This window comes from Pandoraea sp. XJJ-1, assembly GCF_026802345.1.
Lineage (GTDB): Bacteria > Pseudomonadota > Gammaproteobacteria > Burkholderiales > Burkholderiaceae > Pandoraea > Pandoraea cepalis.
The window spans coordinates 4,143,022-4,165,850 of record NZ_CP113827.1 but is presented as its reverse complement, the minus strand read 5'-3'; the positions used below and the strand labels follow the sequence as shown (position 1 = coordinate 4,165,850).

The 22,829-nt window shown below is 65.1% G+C and carries 9 protein-coding genes; 7 read left to right on the top strand and 2 right to left on the bottom strand.

All coding sequences use genetic code 11. The features are described 5' to 3' along the window. Nucleotides 1-52: 52 nt before the first annotated feature. The 4 genes from OYT13_RS19145 (at nucleotide 53) to OYT13_RS19130 (ending at nucleotide 9,252) form a co-directional block, all read left to right on the top strand. Nucleotides 53-3,235, top strand: coding sequence for an MdtB/MuxB family multidrug efflux RND transporter permease subunit (locus tag OYT13_RS19145; RefSeq protein ID WP_261938069.1), 3,183 nt, complete (start codon nucleotides 53-55; stop codon nucleotides 3,233-3,235). Next, nucleotides 3,232-6,372 (top strand): multidrug efflux RND transporter permease subunit, encoded by a 3,141-nt coding sequence (locus tag OYT13_RS19140; protein ID WP_268566824.1) that lies wholly within the window; start codon nucleotides 3,232-3,234, stop codon nucleotides 6,370-6,372. Before OYT13_RS19145 ends, OYT13_RS19140 begins: the two co-directional genes overlap by 4 nt. A gap of 199 nt (nucleotides 6,373-6,571) precedes the next feature. Continuing rightward, the gene (locus OYT13_RS19135; protein WP_268566823.1) at nucleotides 6,572-8,071 is read left to right on the top strand and encodes an efflux transporter outer membrane subunit; all 1,500 of its coding nucleotides are present in this window, start codon (nucleotides 6,572-6,574) and stop codon (nucleotides 8,069-8,071) included. Nucleotides 8,072-8,613: 542 nt separating this feature from the next. Beyond that, nucleotides 8,614-9,252, top strand: a complete 639-nt coding sequence (locus tag OYT13_RS19130; RefSeq protein WP_017232830.1) for a response regulator — start codon at nucleotides 8,614-8,616, stop codon at nucleotides 9,250-9,252. 57 nt (nucleotides 9,253-9,309) lie between these two features. On the opposite strand, the gene OYT13_RS19125 is transcribed toward OYT13_RS19130, so the two are convergent. Then, nucleotides 9,310-11,532 carry an FUSC family protein gene (locus OYT13_RS19125; RefSeq protein WP_017232831.1) on the bottom strand — a complete coding sequence of 741 codons (2,223 nt, stop codon included), beginning with the start codon at nucleotides 11,530-11,532 and terminating at the stop codon, nucleotides 9,310-9,312. A gap of 256 nt (nucleotides 11,533-11,788) precedes the next feature. Between OYT13_RS19125 and recC the strand changes: the two genes are divergently transcribed. The 3 genes from recC to recD are packed head-to-tail and all read left to right on the top strand — an operon-like array spanning nucleotide 11,789 to nucleotide 21,158. Further along, nucleotides 11,789-15,205 carry an exodeoxyribonuclease V subunit gamma gene (recC, locus tag OYT13_RS19120; protein WP_268566822.1) on the top strand — a complete coding sequence of 1,139 codons (3,417 nt, stop codon included), beginning with the start codon at nucleotides 11,789-11,791 and terminating at the stop codon, nucleotides 15,203-15,205. Further along, nucleotides 15,202-19,023 carry an exodeoxyribonuclease V subunit beta gene (gene recB, locus OYT13_RS19115; RefSeq protein WP_268566821.1) on the top strand — a complete coding sequence of 1,274 codons (3,822 nt, stop codon included), beginning with the start codon at nucleotides 15,202-15,204 and terminating at the stop codon, nucleotides 19,021-19,023. Before recC ends, recB begins: the two co-directional genes overlap by 4 nt. Beyond that, a complete protein-coding gene (gene recD, locus OYT13_RS19110) occupies nucleotides 19,020-21,158 on the top strand; it encodes an exodeoxyribonuclease V subunit alpha (RefSeq protein WP_261938073.1) in 2,139 nt (712 codons plus the stop codon). Before recB ends, recD begins: the two co-directional genes overlap by 4 nt. Here the strand turns inward: recD and OYT13_RS19105 are convergent. Next, entirely contained in the window at nucleotides 21,115-22,467 is a 1,353-nt protein-coding gene (locus OYT13_RS19105; protein WP_017232835.1) for a hemolysin family protein, read from the bottom strand. The two genes, recD and OYT13_RS19105, sit on opposite strands and share 44 nt — an antisense overlap. Nucleotides 22,468-22,829: the final 362 nt, after the last annotated feature.

The following is a 22,829-nucleotide window of genomic DNA, read 5'->3' as shown; positions in this document are numbered from 1 at the left end:
CCTCGCCCACGTTTGGCCCACGGCCCCCCAGAGACGCCCTTCGACGTAGCCAATGAATCCGTCCCGCCCGTTTATTCTCCGACCGGTCGCCACCTCGTTGCTGATGGTGGCGATCCTGCTTGCCGGTTTCGTCGCGTACCGGCTGTTGCCGCTCTCGGCATTGCCGGAAGTCGACTATCCGACCATTCAGGTGGTCACGCTCTACCCGGGCGCCAGCCCGGATGTGATGACCTCGTCGGTGACGGCCCCGCTGGAGCGTCAGTTCGGCCAGATGCCGGGCCTGAACCAGATGTCGTCGACCAGTTCGGGCGGCGCGTCGGTGATCACGCTGCAGTTCTCGCTCAATCTCGGGCTCGACGTTGCCGAGCAGGAAGTGCAGGCCGCGATCAACAGCGCCAGCAATCTGCTGCCCACCGATCTGCCGATGCCGCCGATCTACAGCAAGGTCAATCCGGCCGATACGCCGATCCTGACGCTGGCGATCATGTCGAAGACCCTGCCGCTGCCCAAGCTCGAAGATCTGGTCGACACACGTGTGGCGCAGAAGATTTCGCAATTGCCCGGCATCGGTCTGGTGAGCCTCTCGGGTGGCCAACGCCCGGCGGTGCGCATTCAGGTCAATCCCCGCGCGATTACGTCGTACGGGCTGAGTATCGAGGACGTTCGCACGTCCATCGCGGCGGCCAACGTCAACCAGGCGAAGGGCAGTTTCGACGGTCCGCTGCGTGCCTCGACCATCGACGCCAACGACCAGCTCGCGTCGGCCGACGAGTACCGCAACCTGGTCATCGCGTACAAGAACGGTGGCCCGATCCGTCTTTCCGATGTCGCCGACGTCATCGATGGCGCCGAGAACACCAAGCTTGCCGCATGGGCGGATACCACGCCGGCCATCGTGCTCAACGTGCAGCGTCAGCCGGGCGCCAATGTGATCGAGACAGTCAACCGGGTCAAGGCGTTGCTGCCGCAGTTGCAGGCCTCGCTGCCCGGCAGCATCGACGTGAAGTTGCTGACCGACCGCACAACGACGATCCGCGCCTCGGTCTCCGACGTGCAGTTCGAACTCCTGCTCGCGGTGGCCCTGGTGGTCATGGTGATTTTCCTGTTCCTGCGCAACGTCTCGGCGACGATCATCCCAAGCGTGGCCGTCCCGCTCTCGCTCGTCGGCACGTTCGGCGTGATGTACCTGGCCGGCTTCTCGATCAACAACCTCACGCTCATGGCGCTTACCATCGCGACCGGCTTCGTGGTCGACGACGCGATCGTGATGATCGAGAACATCGCGCGTTACATGGAGCAGGGGGAAAAGCCGCTGCAGGCGGCGCTCAAGGGCGCGGAACAGATCGGCTTCACCATCATTTCGCTCACGTTCTCGCTGATCGCCGTGCTCATTCCGCTGCTGTTCATGGGCGACGTTGTCGGCCGCCTGTTCCGCGAGTTCGCGATCACGCTGGCGGTGTCGATCCTGATCTCGGCTGTGGTGTCGCTCACCCTCACGCCGATGATGTGCGCGAAGCTGCTGCGTCACGTGCCCGAAGAGAAGCAGGGCAAGTTCTACCGCAAGACCGGCGAGATATTCGACCGCATCATCGCGAAGTACGGCGAGTGGCTCTCATGGGTGCTCGATCGTCAAACGGCCACGCTGCTCGTTGCGCTCGGCACGCTTGTGCTCACGGTGCTGCTGTATCTGTGGGTGCCGAAGGGCTTCTTCCCGGTGCAGGACACGGGGGTGATCCAGGGGATTTCCGAAGCGCCGCAGTCGATCTCGTTCGCGGCAATGGGCGAGCGCCAGCAGGCATTGGTCGCCGCCGTGCTCAAGGACCCGGCCGTCGAATCGGTGTCGTCGTTCATCGGCGTGGATGGGGTGAACACCACGCTCAACAGCGGGCGGCTGCTCATCAATCTGAAGGACAAGGCCGTGCGCGGACTCGACGCCTCGGCGGTGATCCGCCGCATCCAGCCCGAGGTGGCGAACGTGCCCGGCATCGCGCTCTATATGCAGCCGGTGCAGGATCTGACCATCGAAGACCGCATCAGCCGAACGCAATATCAGTTCACGCTGCAGGATCCGAGTCTCGATACGCTCGGCATCTGGGTGCCAAAGCTCGTCGACAAGCTGCAACACGTACCGCAACTGGCCGACGTGACGAGCGACCTGCAAGTCAATGGCTTGCAGGCTTACGTGGACATCGATCGCGACACGGCGAGCCGCCTGGGCGTGACGCCGGCGGCCGTCGACCAGACGCTCTACAGCGCGTTCGGCCAGCGACTGATTTCGACGATCTACACGCAGGCGTCGCAGTACCGCGTGGTGCTCGAAGTGGGTAACGATTTCCAGCGCGGCCCCGACGCGCTGAAGGGCATTTACGTTGCGTCGACCTCGGGGGTGCAAGTGCCGCTGACATCGTTCGCGAAGATCGTGGAGAAGCCCACCCCGCTGGCCATCAACCACCAGGCCCAGTTCCCGGCCGCCACGATCTCGTTCAACCTCGCCAAGGGCGCGTCGCTCGGCGATGCCGTGAAGGCGATTACCGCGGCCGAGGCGTCCATCGGTCTGCCGGTGAGCACGCAGACGACCTTCCAGGGCGCGGCGCAGGCGTTCCAGGCGTCGCTCTCGAACACGCTGTGGCTGATTCTCGCGGCGGTCGTGACGATGTACATCGTGCTGGGGGTGCTCTACGAGAGCTACATCCATCCGATCACGATCCTGTCGACGCTGCCCTCGGCCGGTGTCGGCGCGCTGCTCGCCCTGATGGTCTCGGGCAACGACATCAGCATCATCGCGATCATCGGCATCATCCTGCTGATCGGCATCGTGAAGAAGAACGCCATTATGATGATCGACTTCGCGCTCGAGGCGGAGCGTGAACGCGGCATGGCGCCGCGCGAGGCGATCTATCAGGCCTGTCTGCTGCGTTTTCGGCCAATCCTGATGACGACGATGGCCGCTGTGCTGGGGGCGCTGCCGCTCATGCTTGGCTCGGGCGTGGGGTCCGAGTTGCGCCAGCCGCTCGGGATCACCATGGTGGGCGGGCTGATGGTCAGTCAGGTGCTCACCCTCTTTACCACGCCCGTGATCTATCTGTGGTTCGACCGCTTGGCCGCACGGGCGCGCGCCTGGCGCGATCGGCGTTTCGGTACCTCGGGGCCGCCGGACGATCCGGGGCACGGCGATCATGGCACGCCGGGCGGCGGCAGTGACGGCCCGGCCACCACAGGCGGCCCAGCGCGATGAACCTGTCGGCTGTCTTCATCAAGCGCTCGGTCGCGACCGTTCTGCTCACCATCGGGGTGACGCTGGCGGGCATCGTCGCGTTCGGGTTGCTGCCCGTCTCGCCGCTGCCGCAGGTCGATTTTCCGACGATCTCCGTTACGGCGTCGCTACCCGGCGCGAGTCCCGAGACGATGGCCGCGAGCGTGGCCACGCCGCTGGAGCGCTCGCTCGGCCGGATTGCCGGGGTGACGGAAATGACGTCGAACAGCACGCTGGGCTCGACCCGCATCACGCTGCAGTTCGATCTCTCGCGCGATATCAACGGCGCGGCGCGCGACGTGCAGGCGGCGATCAACGCCGCGCGCAGTCTGCTGCCGTCGGGCCTGCCGAGCAATCCGACCTATCGCAAGGTGAATCCCGCGAGCGCACCGGTGATGATTCTTGCGCTGACGTCGGACAGCATGACGCGCGGGCAGATGTACGACTCCGCGTCGACCATCCTCGCGCAGAAGATCTCTCAGCTCGACGGCGTAGGCGATGTCACCGTGGGCGGCAGTTCGCTGCCGGCGGTGCGGGTCGAACTCAACCCGACGGCACTCAACAAGTACCAGATTCCGCTCGAGACGGTGCGCACGACGATTCAGGCCGCCAACGCAAACCGCCCGAAGGGTGCGCTCGAAGACGGCGATCAGCGCTGGCAGATTCTCGCCAACGATCAGGCGAAGACGGCCAAGGACTATCTGCCGGTCGTCGTCAGCTATCGGGACGGCCGTCCGGTGCGCCTGTCCGATGTCGCCGACGTGGTCGATTCGGTGCAGGACTTGCGCAACGCCGGGTCGGCCAATGGCAAGCCGTCGGTGGTGCTCATCATCACGACGCAGCCCGGCGCGAACATCATCAAGACGGTCGACGGCATCAACAAGATCCTGCCGGTGCTGCGCGCCTCGATCCCGGCAGCCATCAATCTCGACGTGGTGATGGACCGCACGCCGACGATCCGGGCATCCCTCAAGGAAGTCGAGCGCACGCTGCTGATTTCGATTGCGCTCGTCATCATGGTGGTGTTCCTCTTCCTGCGGAACTGGCGGGCGACGCTCATCCCGAGCGTCGCGGTGCCCGTGTCGCTGATTGGCACGTTCGGCGTGATGTACCTGTGCGGCTTCAGTCTCGACAACCTGTCGCTCATGGCGCTCACCATTGCGACGGGCTTCGTGGTCGACGACGCCATCGTGGTGCTCGAGAACATTGCCCGCCATATCGAAGATGGCCTGAGTCCGTTCGCCGCCGCGCTCAAGGGCACACGCGAAGTCGGCTTCACGGTGCTCTCGATGAGCATTTCGCTGGTGGCGGTTTTCATCCCGCTGCTGCTCATGGGCGGCATCGTGGGGCGCCTGTTCCGCGAGTTCGCCGTCACGCTCTCGGCCGCTATCCTGGTCTCGTTGGTCGTCTCGCTCACAGCGACGCCGATGATGTGCGCGCGTCTGCTCAAGGGCAAGTCTGCGCCGGGCGCTTCCGCGCCGCCGCCGCGACCATCCGTCTGGACGCGGATCGGCGGATGGACCGAGCGTATGTTCGACGGCATGCTGCGCGAATATGAGCGCTCGCTCTCGTGGGCGTTGCGCCACGGGCCGCTCATGCTGGGGATTCTGTTTGCCACGATCTGCCTGAACGTCTGGCTGTATACCGTCGTGCCGAAGGGCTTCTTCCCGCAGCAGGACACGGGGCGGATGATCGGCTTCATTCAGGCCGATCAGGCGATCTCGTTCCAGGCGATGGAAAAGAAGCTGGCCGACTTCATCAAGATCGTGCAGGCCGATCCGGACGTGTCGACCGTCACGGGCTTTACCGGCGGATCGAACCGAAACGGGGGCTTGATGTTCGTTACGCTCAAACCGTTGGGCGAGCGCAAAATCTCGGCCGATCAGGTGATTGCGCGATTGCGGGGCAAGCTGGCCAAGGAGCCTGGCGCAATGCTTTATCTGCAGTCCGTGCAGGACATTCGCGTCGGCGGGCGGGCGAGTAACGCGCAGTACCAGTACACGCTGCAGGCAGATGATCTACAGCAGTTGCGCGAGTGGGAGCCGAAGGTGCGCAATGCGCTCTCGCATCTGCCGAATCTCGTCGACGTCAACACGGACCAGCAGGACAAAGGCTTGCAGACGACGCTCGACGTCGATCGCGATCAGGCGTCCCGCCTCGGTCTGACGATGAGTCAGATCGATGGCGTGCTCAATGATGCGTTCGGGCAGCGGCAGGTCTCCACGATCTACAATCCGCTCAATCAGTACAAGGTTGTAATGGAAGTTGCGCCGCAATGGTGGCAAAGCCCCGAGTCGCTCAAGGACATTTATGTGGTGACCTCGGCGGGGGCGCAGGTGCCGCTCTCGGCATTCGCGCGGTATCGGCCGACGAATACGGCGCTGGGGGTCTCGCACCAGGGGCAATTCGCGGCGAGTACGATTTCGTTCAACCTCCCGCCGGGGGTATCGCTGTCGCAGGCGCAAGCCTCGGTCCAGGACGCCGTCGGCCGGCTGGGCATGCCGACGTCGGTGCACGGCAGCTTCCAGGGCACGGCGCAGGCGTTCCAGTCGGCCTTGTCGTCGCAGCCGATACTCATCCTGACCGCGCTGCTCACGGTATATATCGTGCTCGGCGTGCTCTACGAGAGCTACATCCATCCGCTCACCATTCTGTCGACGCTGCCGTCGGCGGGGGTCGGGGCGTTGCTCGCGTTGCTGCTCTTCAATACCGAGTTCAGCATCATCGCGCTGATCGGGGTGATTCTGCTGATCGGTATCGTAAAAAAGAACGCGATCATGATGATCGACTTCGCGCTCGATGCCGAACGGCGCCAGAACATGCCGCCGCGCGAGGCCATCTACCACGCGTGCGTGCTGCGCTTTCGCCCGATCATGATGACGACGATGGCCGCCATGCTCGGTGCGATTCCGCTTGCGTTGGGCACGGGTGATGGGGCGGAGCTGCGTCAGCCGTTGGGGATTTCCATCGTGGGCGGCCTGCTCGTGAGCCAGGTGCTCACGCTTTATACGACGCCGGTGGTGTACCTCTATCTCGATCGCTTGCGGCTGCGCTGGGCGCGATGGCGTGCGCGTGGTCAACGCGGCCAGGGCGACGTCGGGGAGGTGGGGCATGGCTGATGCCGCGCGCTGCCTGCACCGTGCGCGTCCGTGGGCGTCGCGTCCCGGAGCGTCTTTTGAAACTTCTGTTCTGGCCGAAGGGCCGATGCGTGCCATGTCCCGTAACCTGAATCGTCAAGTCGCCACCGCTGGATCTCATCCGCCCGCTGCAGCCGCCGCGGTTGCGCTGCAAGGGCGAGGCGCGAGGACGCCGCCGCGCATGCGTCGCGCTGCCACGTGGCTTGCGGCAAGCGCCGTACTGTGGCTCGCGGGCTGCGCGGTGGGGCCGGACTATGTGCGTCCAGCCATCGACACGCCGGCCGCGTTCAAGGAGACGGGGGACTGGAAGCTCGCCGAGCCCAGCGATGCGGCGTCCAAGGGCGAGTGGTGGGCGATCTATCAGGACCCGGTGCTCGCCGACCTGATGGCGCAGGTCAACGTCGACAATCAGAACATCAAGGTTGCCGAGGCCAACTATCGGCAAGCGCTGGCCGTGGCCTCGCAGGCGCGCTCTGCCTTCTTTCCGACGATCGGCGCCGACGCCGGTCTCACACGCGCCAGCTCGCGCGTGAGCAGCTCGGCGGTGAGCGGATCGGGGGCGGGCGGGATCTCGAACAGCTACAGCCTGTCGGGCACGGCGAGCTGGGAACCGGACATCTGGGGTAGCGTGCGCCGCTCGGTCGAGGCCGGCAACGCAAGCGCCGAGGCGAGCGAGGCTGATCTGGCCAATGCACGTCTGTCGGCGCAGGCGCTGCTCGCCCAGAACTACTTCGACCTGCGGGTAACGGACGCTCAAAAGGCGTTGCTCGACCGTACGGTCGCGGCATACGAGCAAACGCTCAAGCTCACGCAGAATCAATACGCCGTCGGTGTGGCGCAGCGCTCCGACGTGATTCAGGCGCAGACGCAATTGCAATCGGCGCAGGCCTCGGCGCTCGATATCGAGGTGACGCGCGCTCAACTGGAGCATGCGATCGCGCTGCTTGTCGGCAAGGCGCCGGCGGCGTTCTCGCTTACGCCAACGCCGCTGCGCGCCGCGTTGCCGATGGCGCCGGTGAGCCTGCCGTCGACCTTGCTGGAACGGCGACCCGATATTGCGGCGGCCGAGCGCTCGGTGGCGGCGGCGAACGCGAAGATCGGCGTCGCCAAGGCGGCCTTCTTCCCGACCCTTACGCTTTCGGCGACGGGCGGTTTCCAAAGCAGCAGCTTCGCCGACTGGCTGACGCTGCCGAGCCGCTTCTGGTCGGTCGGTCCGGCGTTGGCGGCCACGCTCTTCGACGGCGGCCTGCGTCGCGCGCAGACCGACGCGGCCATCGCGGCGTACGACGCACAGGTCGCGACCTACCGTCAGACGGTGCTCACGGCGTTCCAGTCGGTCGAAGACAACCTCGCCGCGCTGAACTATCTGGGCCGTGAGGCTGCCGTGCAGAACCAGGCGGTGCAGTCGTCGCGCGAGGCGCTGCAACTCATCCTCAATCAGTACAAGGCGGGCACTGTCGGGTTCCAGAACGTGTTGACTGCGCAGACGACGGCGTACACCACGGAGCGTACGGCGCTGACGATCCTCGGCCGTCAGTTCACGGCCAACGTGCTGCTCGTGACCGCACTCGGCGGCGGCTGGCATGGTTTGTCTTCCGCGGGCGAGAACCCTGGCGCGTCGCCGGCGGTGAAGGCGTCCGCGAACGCCAGCTCCGCCGATGGCCGCGACGGGCAGAAGTAACGCGCCTAATGTGCGTAACGTGCGTTACGCACATTAGGCGCCGTCCGAACCGCCTCGTCAGCGCCCGGTCGAGGTGTTCGCGACCGGGGCACACCCTCGGCATGTCCCCCTGTGCCAACTACGCATATTCCGACGCGCACAACGAGCCGATCACTAAATCGGGCGTTGGTGTTTAAGGTAATTCCGAACTTCGAGATTGGAATGCCGGAAGCGCTCACCGCGAATCGTCCGAATACCGGTAACGCGAGTAGCACAGACTGTGCTGCCGGACGTCTGAGCAATTTCACCTCCGGGCGAGTCCCGTCAAGCAGTTAGGCCGCAGTACCCGCTCTATCGGGCAGCATGCGGGCCGCGCGCGCATTGACCACACCGCGTGGCAAGGCGGCCCATGCGCATCGTCTATGTGACGTTTCCCAGCCGGTCGGGAGGATCCCTTTTTGCCAGAATGGACTCGCTTCGCGGCAATGGCAGGCGCGAAGCACCGTACGTGTCGTGCGGCGATGACGGTGCTGCCAGATGACGAATAAGGGGAGGGGGCAACGATGACGATCAATGTCGTGGTCGCGGACGACCATCCGATTGTGCGCTATGGAATACGACGTCTGCTCGAAGAGCGGGAAATGATTCATCTGGTCGGCGAGGCGGCCAATTCGTCAGAACTCGTGAATTTGCTGGCCAAGGCGCCATGCGACATTCTCGTGACCGATTTTTCAATGCCAGGGGGAAATTTCAAGGACGGCCTGTTTCTGATCGGCTATGTGCGCCGATATTTCCCGAACATCAAGATCATCGTCGTCACGATGCTGGAAAACCTGGCGATTCTTCGCGGCATGCTCAAGCTCGGTGTGCATTCGATTCTCTCCAAGCTCGACGAGCAGAGTTCGATCGCCGATATCGTGTGCGTGGTCGCGGACGGCAGCCGCTATATTCCGGCGGGACTGGCGACGCGCCTGCACGACTCGGTGGTCGACGACACCGAGATCGATGCGTCGAAGCTCTCGGGTCGCGAAGTGGAAGTGGTGCGGCTGTTCGTTTCCGGGCTCACTATCAGCGAAATCGCATTCCAGCTCAGTCGCAGCGTCAAGACGGTCAGCTCGCAGAAGACCAACGCCATGCGCAAACTCGGGCTGGACCGCGACGTCGACCTCTATCACTACGCCACGCGCACGGGCATCGCCTGACGGAATCGTTCAACACGCCGGCGAGGGGGCGGCGGGGCAGCGATGCCCCGCGCGCGGTCAGGCCGGCAGGCGAATGGCTCGCATATCGCGCAGGATCAACTCGCCCGCCCGGAGCATCTGTTTGAGCTGATGCACCACCTGCTTGATTTCCTGGACGTGGGCCTCCGGCGTGTCGGATTGCTGCTCCTGGGCGACGACGAGCGCGTCGAGGCGCCGCGTGTAGTCGCGCATCGCTTCGCTCGCGGCCTGCGCATCCGTCGGCACCGAGGCGGCCGGGGCCGCCACGGCCTGAGAAAGCAGATCGCTGATCGCGGAGACGACCTGCGCCAGCTCGCCGCTCTTGTCCGCTGCAATCTGACGCGGCAGCACGTCCGACATCCCCGTGATGTACGACGCCATCACATGGTTCTGCACCAGCAGATCGTTGAGCTCCCCGACCGAGACCTGTTTGGACTTGGGCTCGAGCATCATGCGCCTGAAGGCCGCGCCGAAATTTCCGAACGCAATGTGCATGTCCTTGCGCGCCATGCGATAGGCGAGCTCGTCGCGCTTGCCGTCGCGGCCGGTGCACGATTCCAGGTACGCGCGCGTCGACTGCACCGCCTGCCGGATGAGAGGCCCCATCAGGCGGTATTCCCAGTACGGGAAAAGATAGGAGCACACCAGCGCCACGGCGGAGCCGATCAGCGTGTCGATCGCGCGCTCCCCGATCACCGACAGCGACCCGGGGAGCAGGAAGTGGAACAGCAACAGCACGTAGGACGACATGAATACGACCGACAGGCCGTAATTGAACAGCGACAGGCTGTTGCCCATGACCATGCAGAAGAACATGAGGGCGAGCAGCACCCACGCCTTGTGCACGAAGGCCAGAATGATCAGCACGCTTACGCATCCCACCAGCGTGCCGGTCAGACGTTGCGCGTTCTTCTGTTTGGTCAGGCTGAAACCGGGCTTCAGAATCACGATGATCGTGAGCAACACCCAGTAACTGTGGGCCTGCCCGGCGAGCAGCGACCAGTTCTCGCAAATGATCATTCCGGCCGTGATGGCGATCGTCACCCGCAAGGCATGGCGAAAGCTCGGTGACGAAAAAGTCAGATTCTTCCAGAGCAATTTCGGAGAATAGCTCTGTCGTGAGGTGAAGCGCACGAGCGCCTGATCGATCTGGACTTCGGTGGCCGACCCTGCCGTGGCGAGATTCGTGTTGCGGTGCATGCGTTCCACGACACGTGTGCTGCTCCAGACGCGGCGGAAGGTGCTCGTCAGCGCCTGATAGGCTTCGGGCGCGCGCTGCGGCAAAGACTGCTTGCGCATCAGTTCGATCTCGTACTCGATGGCCCGCAATTCCGCGCGCCAACTGCGCTGCGCCCGCGATGGTTCGTTGGTGGCGATGGCGTAGCCGATGGCATCGACTTCGTTGGCGATCTTTCGGATCATGTCGCGGAAGAACAGGAGCACGTCATGGTCGGCGAACTCCCGGCGCAGCATCGGGTAATCGGTGTGCACCGACACCACGACCTCATGCAGGTCGACGATGTTGATGAACAGGTTGAACAGCATCGTGCGGCGCGGCTCCAGCGTGCCGGTGCGCAGGCGGGGCAGGTTGCGCAGAATGATCTCGCGCGCCGCCTGCTGCTTTTCCACGACGTTGACCTGCGCGGCGATCAGTCGCCGGTAGCATTCGTCGATGTCGGTCGACGTGTCGTAGAACGCCGCCTTGGCTTCGAGATACTGCGCCGTGACGAAGAAACACTCGGCCAGCGTCTGCTGTTCGATGCGAAACCACCAGACGCGGCAGACGACGAGGCTGAAGTAGGTGTACCAGAGGCCGCCCGCGAGCACGGCGCCGGCATCGAGCACGGCCTGATGCCGGGTGAGATCGCCCTCGACGTTGAGCACCATCATCATCAGGCAGGCGAAGCTCACGAGCGACGCGCGATAGCCGTAGATCACGAGCATCGACAGGCCGAACGTCAGGGTCAGCGACGTGATCCAGAGCTGCCACGGTTGCGCGGCGGTGGCCATGCCGGTGATCAGTACCGTAAGGGCGCCGAGCAGCGTGCAACTGAGCAGCTCCGCGTGCTTGTGACGCAGCGGTCCGTTGATGTCGACCACGCTCGCGCACAGCGCCCCCGAGGCGACCTCGATGCCGAGCAGGTGCTGGTCCATCCCCCAGAACAGCACGAGCGCCGGCAACACGACCCCCAACGCCTGACGGGTGCCGGTGAAAAAGTAATGGCTGAAGAGGAATTTCTTGATATCGGTCTGGTAGTCCATGCGTCGGGTGCGAGGGTTCCGCAGCAAAGCCGGCCGCGCGGCGGGGGGAGGGCGCGGTGCAGACAGAGTCTAGCCGAAGCCCCGCGTGGCGCGAAGAGGGGATGCCGCCGGTGACGGCCCACATGCCGACGGACCGGTAACGGCGCCTGACGCTGCCGTCACTCATGTCGGGGCAAGTTTTCGGATCTGCCCGATGGGCTTCGCGAGGAGGCTTTTGTTATGCTTGCGAACAGACTCGCTCAGCCGCCACGCCCGCATGCTCCACCTATTCTTTTCCAACCGGTTCACCACCCTTGAAGCCGCCCTGTTGCGCGATCTCGCACAGGCGCCCGGCAGCACGGGGAAAGCCGGTAATCCGTTCGAGACGGAAACCATCGTCGTGCCAAGTGTGGCCGTGCGGCGCCGGCTCGAACTGGACTATGCCGATGTGTTCGGCGTGTGTGCCAACGTTCGTCTGACCTATCTCGCCCAGTGGCTGTGGGACATGGCGGGGCAACTGGTCACGGTGCCCGAGAGTTCGCCGTTTGCGCCGGACCGGCTTGTCTGGCCGCTGTATCAGTGCCTCGCCCAGCCGTGGGGGGACGCCTCGCCGCGACTGGCGGGTTATCTGACGGGCGCGGACGATGTCATGCGCTTCGAATTGGCCGACCGACTGGCGCATCTCTACGACCAATATCTGACCTATCGGCCGAACTGGCTTGAGCGGTGGCAATCCGGGGAGACGATCGCGCCGGGCGCCGCCACGGGCTGGGGTGAGACGCAGCGTGCCGACGAAGTGTGGCAGAGCGCCTTGTGGCGGCAGGTGTTGGCGCATCTGGAGATTCGCGAGCGTCACCCAACGTTGCGGGCCATCGACCGGATCGAGGCGTTGACGCCGCAGACGGTGCCTGCCGGATGGCCGTCACGCGTGTCGGTGTTCGCGCTGTCGTCGATGCCGCCGCTTTCGATGGCGTTGCTCAAGGCGATGTCTCGTCTGATCGAGGTGCACCTGTATGTCCTGAATCCGTGTGAGAGCTATTGGTTTGACATCGTGTCGCCGTCACGACTGTCGTATCTGGCGCGGCGCGATGGGGGGGCGCACCGGGAAGTGGGGCATCCGTTGCTCGCCGAATGGGGGCGCCAGACGCAGTCGCATATCGATGCTCTGTATGCCGACCTCGCACCGCAGGCGGTGGAGGACCGGGCGCTGTTCCAGCCCAATCCCGCACCGACGCTGCTCGCCGCCCTGCAAAACGGCATTCTCACGTTGGACGATGGCCGTCACGGCGCGCCCGATGGCGTGAGCGTCGACGGGTCGGTGCAGGTGCATGTGTGCCACAGCCTGGCGCGTCAGATCGAAGTGCTGCATGACCGGTTGTTGGCGTGCTTCGACGAGATTCCCGATTTGCGTCCCGATGATGTGCTCGTGACCGTGCCGGATCTGGGGCGCGCGGCCCCGCTGATCGACGCCGTGTTTGGTACCGCGACACCTCGCATTCCTTATCTGGTGACGGGGTTGCCGCCGACGCGGACCAACCCCGTCGCGCGGGCGTTCGCCGCCATCCTGGCCTTGGCGCAGCAGCGGGTGGCGGTGTCGAGTCTGGTGGAACTGGCACGCACGGAGGCCATCGCACAACGCTACGATCTCGGCGGCAATGCGCTCGACACCGTTCAAAACTGGTTGCATGCCGCCGGTGCACGACGCGGCTGGCGCGGTGATGCCCTGCTGCGGCTCGACGCGCCGCAGGCGTGCGCGCCGACCGGGGCCGATGTCTCGCCGGCGTTGGAGCGGCACACCCTGGGCGATGCGATGATGCGGCTGTTTCTCGGCTACGCCTTGCCTGATGACGCCTTGCCGGTCGACGATTGGCTACCGGTTGGGGGAATCGAGGGCGGCCGTGCCGAATGGCTCGGGCAGCTGGCGCGGCTCGTCGACGATCTCGATGCCACCGCCGTCACGCTGCAAACGATGCGCACGGGGCTCGCGTGGCGCGATCAGCTGCTGGCGATGCTGGAACAGTTCTTTTCCGACGAGCCTCGTTTTGCCGACGATGTTGCCGAGGTGCGCGTGGCCATCGAACAGATCGGCTCGGCTATCGCTGATGGAGCGCCCGAAGTGCGGGTACCGGTTGACGTGGTGGCGCGCGTGCTGGCCAATGCCCTCGACGATCCGACGCGTGGCGGCGTGCCATCGGGGCGTGTGACGTTTGCGGCGATCCCCAGCCTGCGCCTGCTGCCGTACCGCGTGGTGTGCATGATCGGCATGGACGACGGGGTGCTGCCGGGACGCGTGCGCGCCGACGAATTCGACCTCATGCGCGCGTTGCCGCAACGTGGCGATCGCCAGCGGCGCGACGACGAGCGCAATCTTTTCCTCGATCTGATGTTGAGTGCGCAGGACCGGTTCCTGATCACCTACACGGGCCGAAGCGTGCGCGATAATGCGCCGCTGCCGCCATCGACGGCTGTGGACGAATTGCTTGACTTCGCCGGGCAGTTGCTCGCACCGGTGTCCCAGGGGTACTGCCTCGACGATCAGCGCGAAGCCCGCGAGCGGCTTGCGGTGTCGCATCCGCTTCAACCGTTTTCTCCTGCGTATTTCGATGGGCACGACCCGTCGCTCTACAGCTACGACGTGGCCAATGCCGAGGCGGCGCAGCAATTGGCGGATCAACTGGCGTCCCCCACACCGAATGCCCGCGCCGCGCCATTCGTGCGTGAACCGTTGCCCGCTGTCGTACAAACCCATTTGACGTTGGACGACCTGCTGCGTTTCTGGCGTCATCCCGGCAGAGCGTGGGCGCGTGACCGGCTGGGACTCTCGCTCGGCGAACTGCTCACGGAGGTCGACGACGAAGAGCCGTTCATGCTCGACTGGGCCGGACGCGATGCGCTGGCGGCGCGTCTGCTGCCGCGCCTGATGCGCCACGACGCACGCGACGCCCGCGCGCATGCCGACGCCATTGAGCGTATTGCGAAGGTCAGTCACGAGTTGCCGGGCGGGGCGACCGGTGCCGTCTGGCGCCGCAGAGCGTTGGGCGGCCTGCGCGCGCTGGCGTCGCAGGTGCGAGACGCGCAGGCGGAAGGCACGCAGGAGCTGCTGGTGACGCTGCCTTTGACGCCGGCGCTGCCGCCGTCATGGCGCGAATCGACGCAGGCCGCCTGGCATGGCGATGCCACGTTGCGCGCAGCCTGCCTGTTGCAGGGACGCTTGGCCCCGGTGTCGCGCTATGGACTGGTCATGTATCGATTCGGCAGCCAGCGTCCGAGCGATCTGCTTGCCGCATGGCTGGCCCATCTGGCGCTTTGTGCGCATCTCCAGCAGCCCGAGCACGCAGGACTGGACGTAGCCGCCAGAACGCTCTGGTACGGCGTAGACGAGACATTCGCGTTGCGGCCGGTGGAAGACGCGGCGACGCTGTTGGGGCAATGGGTGGCGCTGTACCGCCTCGGGCAGACGCGGCCGTTGCCATTCTTTACGCGAAGCGCGTGGAAGTTGGCGAGTACCGGCAAGCCGGGCGAGGCGCAAGGTGCGTGGCTCGGTTCGGCATTCGCTCGGGGCGACGCGGACGACCCGTACACGCGACTGATCTGGCGCGGCGTGGACGATCCGCTGGCGCCGCCGTTCGATGCGCTCGCCAATCTACTGCTCGGCCCTCTGGTGCAACACCTTGACGTGGCGGAGGGCGCATGACGCAGCTCATCGACCTCGACGTCTTCAGTTGCGATCTCGACGGCGTTTGCCTGATCGAAGCGTCGGCTGGCACTGGCAAGACCTGGAACATCTGCGCGCTGTACGTGCGGTTGCTGCTCGAGAAGCGATTGACGGTCGAGCAGATTCTTGTCGTCACCTTCACCAACGCGGCCACGGCCGAGCTGCGTGAGCGGATTCGCGCGCGGCTGGCTGCGTTGGTGGCTGCGATGGCGCCGGTCTTCGAGGAGGAGGACGAGAACGACGATATCGTCGACTTCGATCCGGACGCCAGCGACGATCCGTTGTTCAACGTCATGATCGCGGGGTTGATCGAGCGCGGTGACATGACACCGAAGGCCATTCGCGATTGCTTGCAAACGGCATTGCGCGGCTTCGATCAGGCCTCGATTCACACCATTCACGGGTTTTGCCAACGTGCTCTGGCGGAGGTGCCGTTTGCGGCCGGATTGCCGTTCGCCTACGAGCTGGTGCCGGACGACAATGGCGTGCGTCACGATCTGGCGGTCGAATTCTGGCGGCGTGTGGTCGAACCGCTGGCTGCGCAGGACGACGGCTTCGCCGCGTGGCTGGTCGATGCTAAACGCTCGCCCGGCACGCTCACCGACCAGTTGGCGCGTCGGCTGAAGAAACCCATGTCGGAATTGCGCTGGCCGTCGGCGGTCGAGGCAGACGCACAAGCGTCGTCGGACCCGGGATGGTTCGCGACCTACGCAGCGGCCTGCGAGTGCTGGGACGCCGAGGCCGCGGCAATTACCGATCTGATGCGCGCGGCGTTGCCGTCGTACAGGAAAAACATTTACGACGCGGTATCGCTTGCGCAAGCCGTATCGGCCTGGGCACGCTATCTTGGCGCGCGCGATGCCGGGGCGCCGTTGAGTTCGAAGGCGGAATTGCTGACCACCACGCGCCTCGCCAAGGACATCAAAAAGGGCGAAACGCCGCCCGATCACCGGTTTTTCGGCATGGCCGATGCGCTGGTGCAAGCGCGCGCCGACGCGCACGAGCGTTACGCGATGCAGTGGCTGCGGATGCTGCGCGAGTGGCTGATGCAAGCCCCGGACCAGTTGGCGCTTCGCAAGCGCGAGTTGCGGGTGGTGTCGTTCGACGACCTGCTTGGCAATATTGCACGGGCACTGAACCAGCACCCCGATCTGGCCGAGGCCCTGCGCGAGCGATACCCCTGCGCACTGATCGACGAGTTCCAGGACACGGATCCGCTGCAGTTCGACATTTTCAGTGCCGTGTACGGTCGGCGGGAGACGGCCGCATCGAACGTCGGGCGGGGGCCGATGTTCATGGTGGGTGACCCGAAGCAGGCGATCTACAGCTTCCGGGCGGCGGATCTGCATACGTATCTGGCCGCGCGCGAGAACGCCGACGCGGCGTACACACTGGCGGTGAATCAACGCTCGACACCGGCCATCATCGAGGCGGGCAATCGCCTGTTCGGGGCCAACGACCGGGCGTTCGTGCTCGACGGGCTCGAGTACCCGCCGGTGCGCCCGGGGGCGCGGCAGCGAGCGCCGTTCACCGACGCTCGCGAAGTGGCCGACTTCACTGTCTGGTGGCTTCCGGACGATGACGAGCCGCTGTCGAAGGACGACGCGCAGCAGGCGTGTGCGCGGGCGACGGCGGCCGAGGTGGCGCGCTTGCTCGCGGGCGCGGCGCGCGGTGACGTGCGCGTGGGCGAGCGACCGCTCGCGCCGGGCGATATTGCCGTGATCGTGCAGACGCACCGGCAGGGCGCGCTGATGAAATCGATGCTTGCCGAGCACGCGGTGGGCAGCGTGGAGCTGACGCAGGACTCGGTGTTTGCCAGTGACGAGGCACAAACGCTGTTGCGGGTGTTGCGTGCAGTGGAGTCTCCCGGCGACGTGCGGGCGCTGCGCGCTGCGCTGGCGACCGAGCTGTTCGGGCTCGATGCCACGGCGTTGTATCGCATGCAGACCAGCGAAGCCTCCGATGCCGAGGCGATCGCGTGGATCGAGCGACTACAACGCTATCGTCAGTTATGGATCGACCGGGGCTTCTCGGCGATGTGGCGCACGTTGATGCGCGAGTTGGGCCTCGCGGCACGTCTGGTCGCTCAGGCCGGCGGCGAGCGGCGTCTGACGAACTTCATGCACTTGGCAGAGCTTGCACAGGCCCGCTGGGCCGAGCAGCCCGGCATGCCGGCGCTGCTGCGCTGGCTGGCCTCGCAGCGCAATGCGAGCGGCGGTGAAGACGCGCAGTTGCGTCTCGAGTCGGATCAGAATCTGGTGCAGATCGTGACCGTTCACAAGTCGAAGGGGCTTGAGTATGGCGTGGTGTTCTGTCCGTTTCTTTGGGACGGCGCAGTGCGCGACGGTGGGCGTCTCGACGGACTCGAGTATCACGATGGGTCCACGGCCGTCATCGACTTCACCGATGCGGCGGGCAAGGGGTCGCCCGCCGCCGCCGCGCTGCGGCAGGAGCAATCGGCAGAGCAGGCACGACTGCTGTACGTAGCGCTGACGCGCGCGGTCTACCGTTGCTACCTGGCGGCCGGCATTTATGCGTCGCGACGCAGCGTGAAGGAAGCGTGCGGCGGCATGCTCAACTGGCTCGCGGCAGGGCAAGGGAATACGTTCGATACGTGGGTTTCGCCGACGCTCGATACCGACGAGCGGGTGGCCACGATCCGGTCGGCATGGAAGGCGCTGGTCGGTGGCCCACTGGCGGTGGTGCCGTTGCCAATGGGCGATGCGTTGGATGCCGACATGCGTGTCGTCCACGACGCGGCGCCGCAACTCACCCCGCGCGCGAGTGCTCGCGCGTTGCGCGAAGTCTGGCGGATCGGGAGCTTCTCGGGGCTGTTGGCGGGGATGCACGCCGGTCCGCAACTGGGCGGCGGTCAACTCAGTGCGCCGGAGCGTACGCGTCCCGATTACGACGCGCAGGCCAATGCCGGGCCGACGTTCGCCCTGCCGCCGGAGGGGGACGATGCCTGGCCGCCCGCCGATGACATTCTTCGTTTTCCGCGCGGACCGGCGGCCGGCGAGAGTTTGCACCGTGTGTTCGAACTGGCTGATTTTCAGGCGCGTGCGCAATGGCCACATGCGGTCGCTAGAGCCTTGCGCGAACGACCGCCCGGGCGCGGAGCCGAGCACAACGATACGTGGCGCGCCATGATGATGAGCATGCTGGCCGATACGCTCGCTACACCGTTGCGACCGGGTATGCAACTGGCTGACGTGGCGATGACCGAACGGCTCACCGAAATGGAATTCACGTATCCGGCCGATGCCGTGTCGCTCGAGGCGCTGCGCGGCGTGTTGCGCCAGTTCGGTTACCCGGACTTGCCGCTCGACGCCACGGTGCTGCGCGGCTACCTCAAGGGGTTCATCGATCTGGTGTTCCGGCACGGCGGCCAGTGGTGGATCCTCGACTGGAAGTCGAACTACCTCGGCACTGCCCCGGAAAACTACGGCGCCGACGGCCTGCGCGAAGCGATGGCCGAGCACGGCTATCACCTCCAATACCTCCTCTACACATTGGCGTTGCATCGCTACTTGCAACGCCGATTACCCGACTACCGATACGACCGCGATATGGGCGGCAGCCTCTACTTGTTTGTCCGGGGCGTTCGGCCCGACTGGGCGCGTGCGCATCTGGCCGGTGACGATGTGCCGGGTGTCTTCTTCGACAAGCCGTCGCGTGAGATGGTCGACGCGCTCGATCGGCTCTTCGCCTCGGGCGACAACGCTGCGCTGGCGCAAGCGTTGTCGCCGGACGTTCAAGGTGACGACGCGGGCGCTGCCGACCGGGAGGGCGCATGAGCGATCGACGAGATCGGGGGGACGTGGCCGGGGCACCGTTGGCCGACAGCGGCGTGGTGCGATTGGCGCAGGGGTTCGCGCGTCGAATGGCACTGCTCGCGCGCGGTCACGGGGCGGACGAGCCGACGTGCCGCTATGTGTGGCGTGCCGCCCTCGCGGTGAGCCTCGCCACGGCCGAGGGGCACGTCTGCGTGCCGCTCGATAACCTGCTCGACGGGCAAGCCAGCGGCGAACTGTTTCCGGGTGACGCCCCCGCCTTGTCCGTCTGGCGCGAGGCACTCTTTGCCAGCGGCTTGTGTGCCCCCGCCAGCTTGGCGCTGGCGCGCACCGACGACGTCCAGGCCGACGCCTTCCCGCTTTTGCTCGACGACCACGATCGCCTCTATCTCGCACGTTATTACAGCTATGAGGCGCGGTTGGCGACGGCGCTCGGACGTAAGTTGTCGCTGACCGAACGCACACCGGTCACCGCGGCGGATCGCGCTCGTCTGCATCGTTACTTTGGCGAAGGCGCGCTTGTGTCGTCCGACGGGCAGCAGGAACCGAACTGGCAGATGGCGGCGGCGGCGCTGGCGCTGCAACGCTCGTTGGTTGTGCTCAGCGGCGGTCCCGGCACCGGCAAGACGACCACCGTGGTGGGCTTGCTCGCCTGTCTTCTCGAGCGAGACGCCAACCTGCGCGTGGCGCTGGCCGCGCCCACGGGGAAGGCGGCGCAGCGCATGCAGGAGGCGTTGACGGCCCGTCGGGATCTCCCGGAAACGGTGCGCAGGGCATTGCCCGAGGCGGCGGTCACGTTGCATCGCCTGCTGGGTGTCTTGCCGGAGTCGGCCGAGCAAGCGGGGCGGCGTTTTCGACATCACGCGGCCAACCCGCTGCCCTACGATCTGATCGTCGTGGACGAGGCGTCGATGATCGATCTGTCGATGGCGACACAATTGCTCGAAGCCGTGCCGGAAAGCGCCCGCCTGATCCTGTTGGGCGACAAGGATCAGTTGGCGGCGGTTGAAGCGGGGGCCGTCTTCGGAGAGTTGAGCGCGCACCGCAGGTTCTCACCGGACATGCGTAGGCGATTATTGTCCGCGCTCGAATGGCCCGTCGATGCGCTGCCCCGGTCGGGACCGTTGGCGGCCGTCGTAGGGAACGGCGCGCCGGATGCGGCCGCAGGAAGCGCCCGAGTGTCGCAAGGGCTGGAAGACACCGTCGTCTGGTTGGAGCGAACTTATCGCTTTGGAGAGAATTCTGCGATTGGTCGCCTTGCAACCGCCATCAAGTCGGGCAAAGTGATTGAGGCGCGCAAGGCCTGCACCCTTGCGGACGACGGGGCGTTCGCCGGCATCGGTTCGACTTCAGCACCAGCGGCAAGCGACGCCGACCGCGTGATGTTCAGTGAGGACGGCGGCGTGCAGTTGTCGCCCGCCAGTCTGCACGCGCTGGCGGACGGGTATTCGGCCTATCTCGCCGCGCTGGCCGAAGCGGTCGCGACGATCGAGCAACTGGGCGATCCGGCGACGGTAACCGCCGCCGATGTCGCCATGGTCGCGCAGCCGGTATTTGCGGCGTTCGGTCAGTTTCGCGTGCTGTGCGCGACACGTGGCGGGCGACGCGGCGTCGAGTTGCTCGGCGCGCAACTGACGGCGGTACTCGGGCGTCGAGCCGGTATGGCGCTCGGGGCTGGCGGGGGCGCCTGGTTTGCCGGGCGCCCAGTGTTGGTCACGCAGAACGAATACGCGCTGAACCTGTTCAACGGCGACATTGGCATCGCGTTGCCGCTCGGGCCGTCCGGCACACTACGTGTCGCGTTTGCCACGCCGGATGGGGGATACCGCCTTTATTCCCCGGCCAGTCTGCCGGCGCACGAGACCGCATTTGCCATGACGATCCACAAGTCGCAGGGATCGGAATTCGAACGCGTGGCGATGGTGCTGCCAGAACAGGCGAGCCGGGTGCTGTCGAGGGAGCTGATCTATACGGGGGTGACGCGAGCGCGCCGTCAGGTATGGCTTTACGCGCCGTGGCAGGTCGTCGCGTCGGCCATCGCGCGGCCCACGCAGCGCGACGGCGGCTTGACCGACCGGTTGATGGAGGTGCTGGCTACGATGCCTCCTTCGGTGCCTGCGCCGCCGCTGCCGCGATAGCAGCCTCGGCCACCGAGCCCAGCCGCGTGACGAGCAACTGGTCGATCTTGTAGTTGTCGATGTCGACCACTTCGAACTTGTAGCCCGCGGCCTCGGTGGCTTCCGATTTCTTCGGAATGCGCTTGAGCTGATAGATCATGAATCCCGCAATGGTCTCGAACTCGCCTTCACCAGGAAGCTCGTCGATATCGAGTGCTTTCTTCACGTCTTCGACGGACGTGACACCGTCCACGAGCCATGAGTGCTCGTCGCGCTGCACGATCTGATCTTCGTCCGCCGGGTGAATCACGTTGCCCATGAGCGCGCCCACAATGTCGTTGAGCGTCACCACACCGACCACCAGACCGTATTCGTTGATGATGACGGCAAAGCCTTCGCGGGTTTCCTTGAAGCGGGCCAGCGCTTCCGAAAGATTCAGGGTGTCGGGGATCACCAGCAGCTTCTTCGCATACAGGCGGTCGAGATTGCGAATCACGCTCGACAGGTCTTCGCTCGCAATGCGCTGGAGCAAATCCTTCGAGTCGACGTAGCCGAGCACGTTGTCGATTTCGTCCCGGCACACGAGATACTTCGAATGCGGGCTTTGGATGATCTTTTCGCGAATACTGCGCTCGTCCTCGGCGATGGTGAAGTACACCACGTCGTCGCGAAAGGTCATGACCGAGCCGACGGTGCGCGATTCCAGCTCGAAAACGTTCTCGATCAAATGGAGTTCCTGCTTGCGCACCACGCCGGCTTGCGCGCCCGCGCCGACCATCGCCGCGACATCTTCGGACGTAATGTTCTCGATGGCATGCGTCGGCAGCTTGAACAGACGCAGAAACAGGTTCGCCACGCCGTTGAAGAGGTAGACGAGGGGCCGAAGCACCTTCAGGCACAGCAACATCGGATCAATGATGCCCATGGCAACGCGCTCGGGGTTGACCATTGCGAGACGCTTGGGAATCAGGTCGGCGAACTGAATGAAAGCGATCGTGATGAACAGGAACGAGCCAATGCCTGCCAGGCGCAACGCCAGCGCCTGATCGGTGAGCGGCGAGAGCCACGCGAACAGATAGCCGGTCAGGAAACTCTCGCCAAGCACGCCGCCGAGCACGGCGACCGCGTTCACGCCGATCTGCACAACGGTGAAGAAATTGCCTGGCTGCCCCTTGAGGGCGAGCACCTTGATTGCCTGCGGGTTTCCCTTTTCCATGAGCACGTGCAGCTTGGTGCGCTTGGCGGCGGTCAACGAGATTTCGGCGGCGGAGAAGAATGCGCTGGCCAGAACCAGCACGAAGATACTGAAAAGAAAGCCGTAACCACTCATGTTGTCATCCCTGTAAATGCGAAGGCGGGTACACAGCCGCAACGCTGGCCGGACCGATGAGCAAGGGAGCGGGTCCGGTGGGCAGGGAGACATTTCAAAACAAGCCCGGCGGGCCGTCATTTTGAGATGCCTTCAGGCGGGTGCGCGGAAGGCGCGTACCCGGTGCGGTGTCGTCTGCGAGCCAAAAATGCCGCCGACGCCATTTTTGCGGGCCGCGTCAGCCGCGTAGGCTGTGCCGCTGTCCGATAGCATGCCATAAGTTCGGGGCTTGCCGACACCCATGCCCCAACGATTGGGCGAGCGCTGGGGCGCCGCTGTCTACTTTCGGACGGTGGCTTGCGCGAGCTGCGCGACACCGTGTT

Coding starts and splice junctions, on each gene's coding strand:
- OYT13_RS19145 (WP_261938069.1), top strand. CDS start 53: ATGAATCCGTCCCGCCCGTTTATTCTCCGACCGGTCGCCACCTCGTTG.
- OYT13_RS19140 (WP_268566824.1), top strand. CDS start 3,232: ATGAACCTGTCGGCTGTCTTCATCAAGCGCTCGGTCGCGACCGTTCTG.
- OYT13_RS19135 (WP_268566823.1), top strand. CDS start 6,572: ATGCGTCGCGCTGCCACGTGGCTTGCGGCAAGCGCCGTACTGTGGCTC.
- OYT13_RS19130 (WP_017232830.1), top strand. CDS start 8,614: ATGACGATCAATGTCGTGGTCGCGGACGACCATCCGATTGTGCGCTAT.
- OYT13_RS19125 (WP_017232831.1), bottom strand. CDS start 11,532: ATGGACTACCAGACCGATATCAAGAAATTCCTCTTCAGCCATTACTTT.
- recC (WP_268566822.1), top strand. CDS start 11,789: ATGCTCCACCTATTCTTTTCCAACCGGTTCACCACCCTTGAAGCCGCC.
- recB (WP_268566821.1), top strand. CDS start 15,202: ATGACGCAGCTCATCGACCTCGACGTCTTCAGTTGCGATCTCGACGGC.
- recD (WP_261938073.1), top strand. CDS start 19,020: ATGAGCGATCGACGAGATCGGGGGGACGTGGCCGGGGCACCGTTGGCC.
- OYT13_RS19105 (WP_017232835.1), bottom strand. CDS start 22,467: ATGAGTGGTTACGGCTTTCTTTTCAGTATCTTCGTGCTGGTTCTGGCC.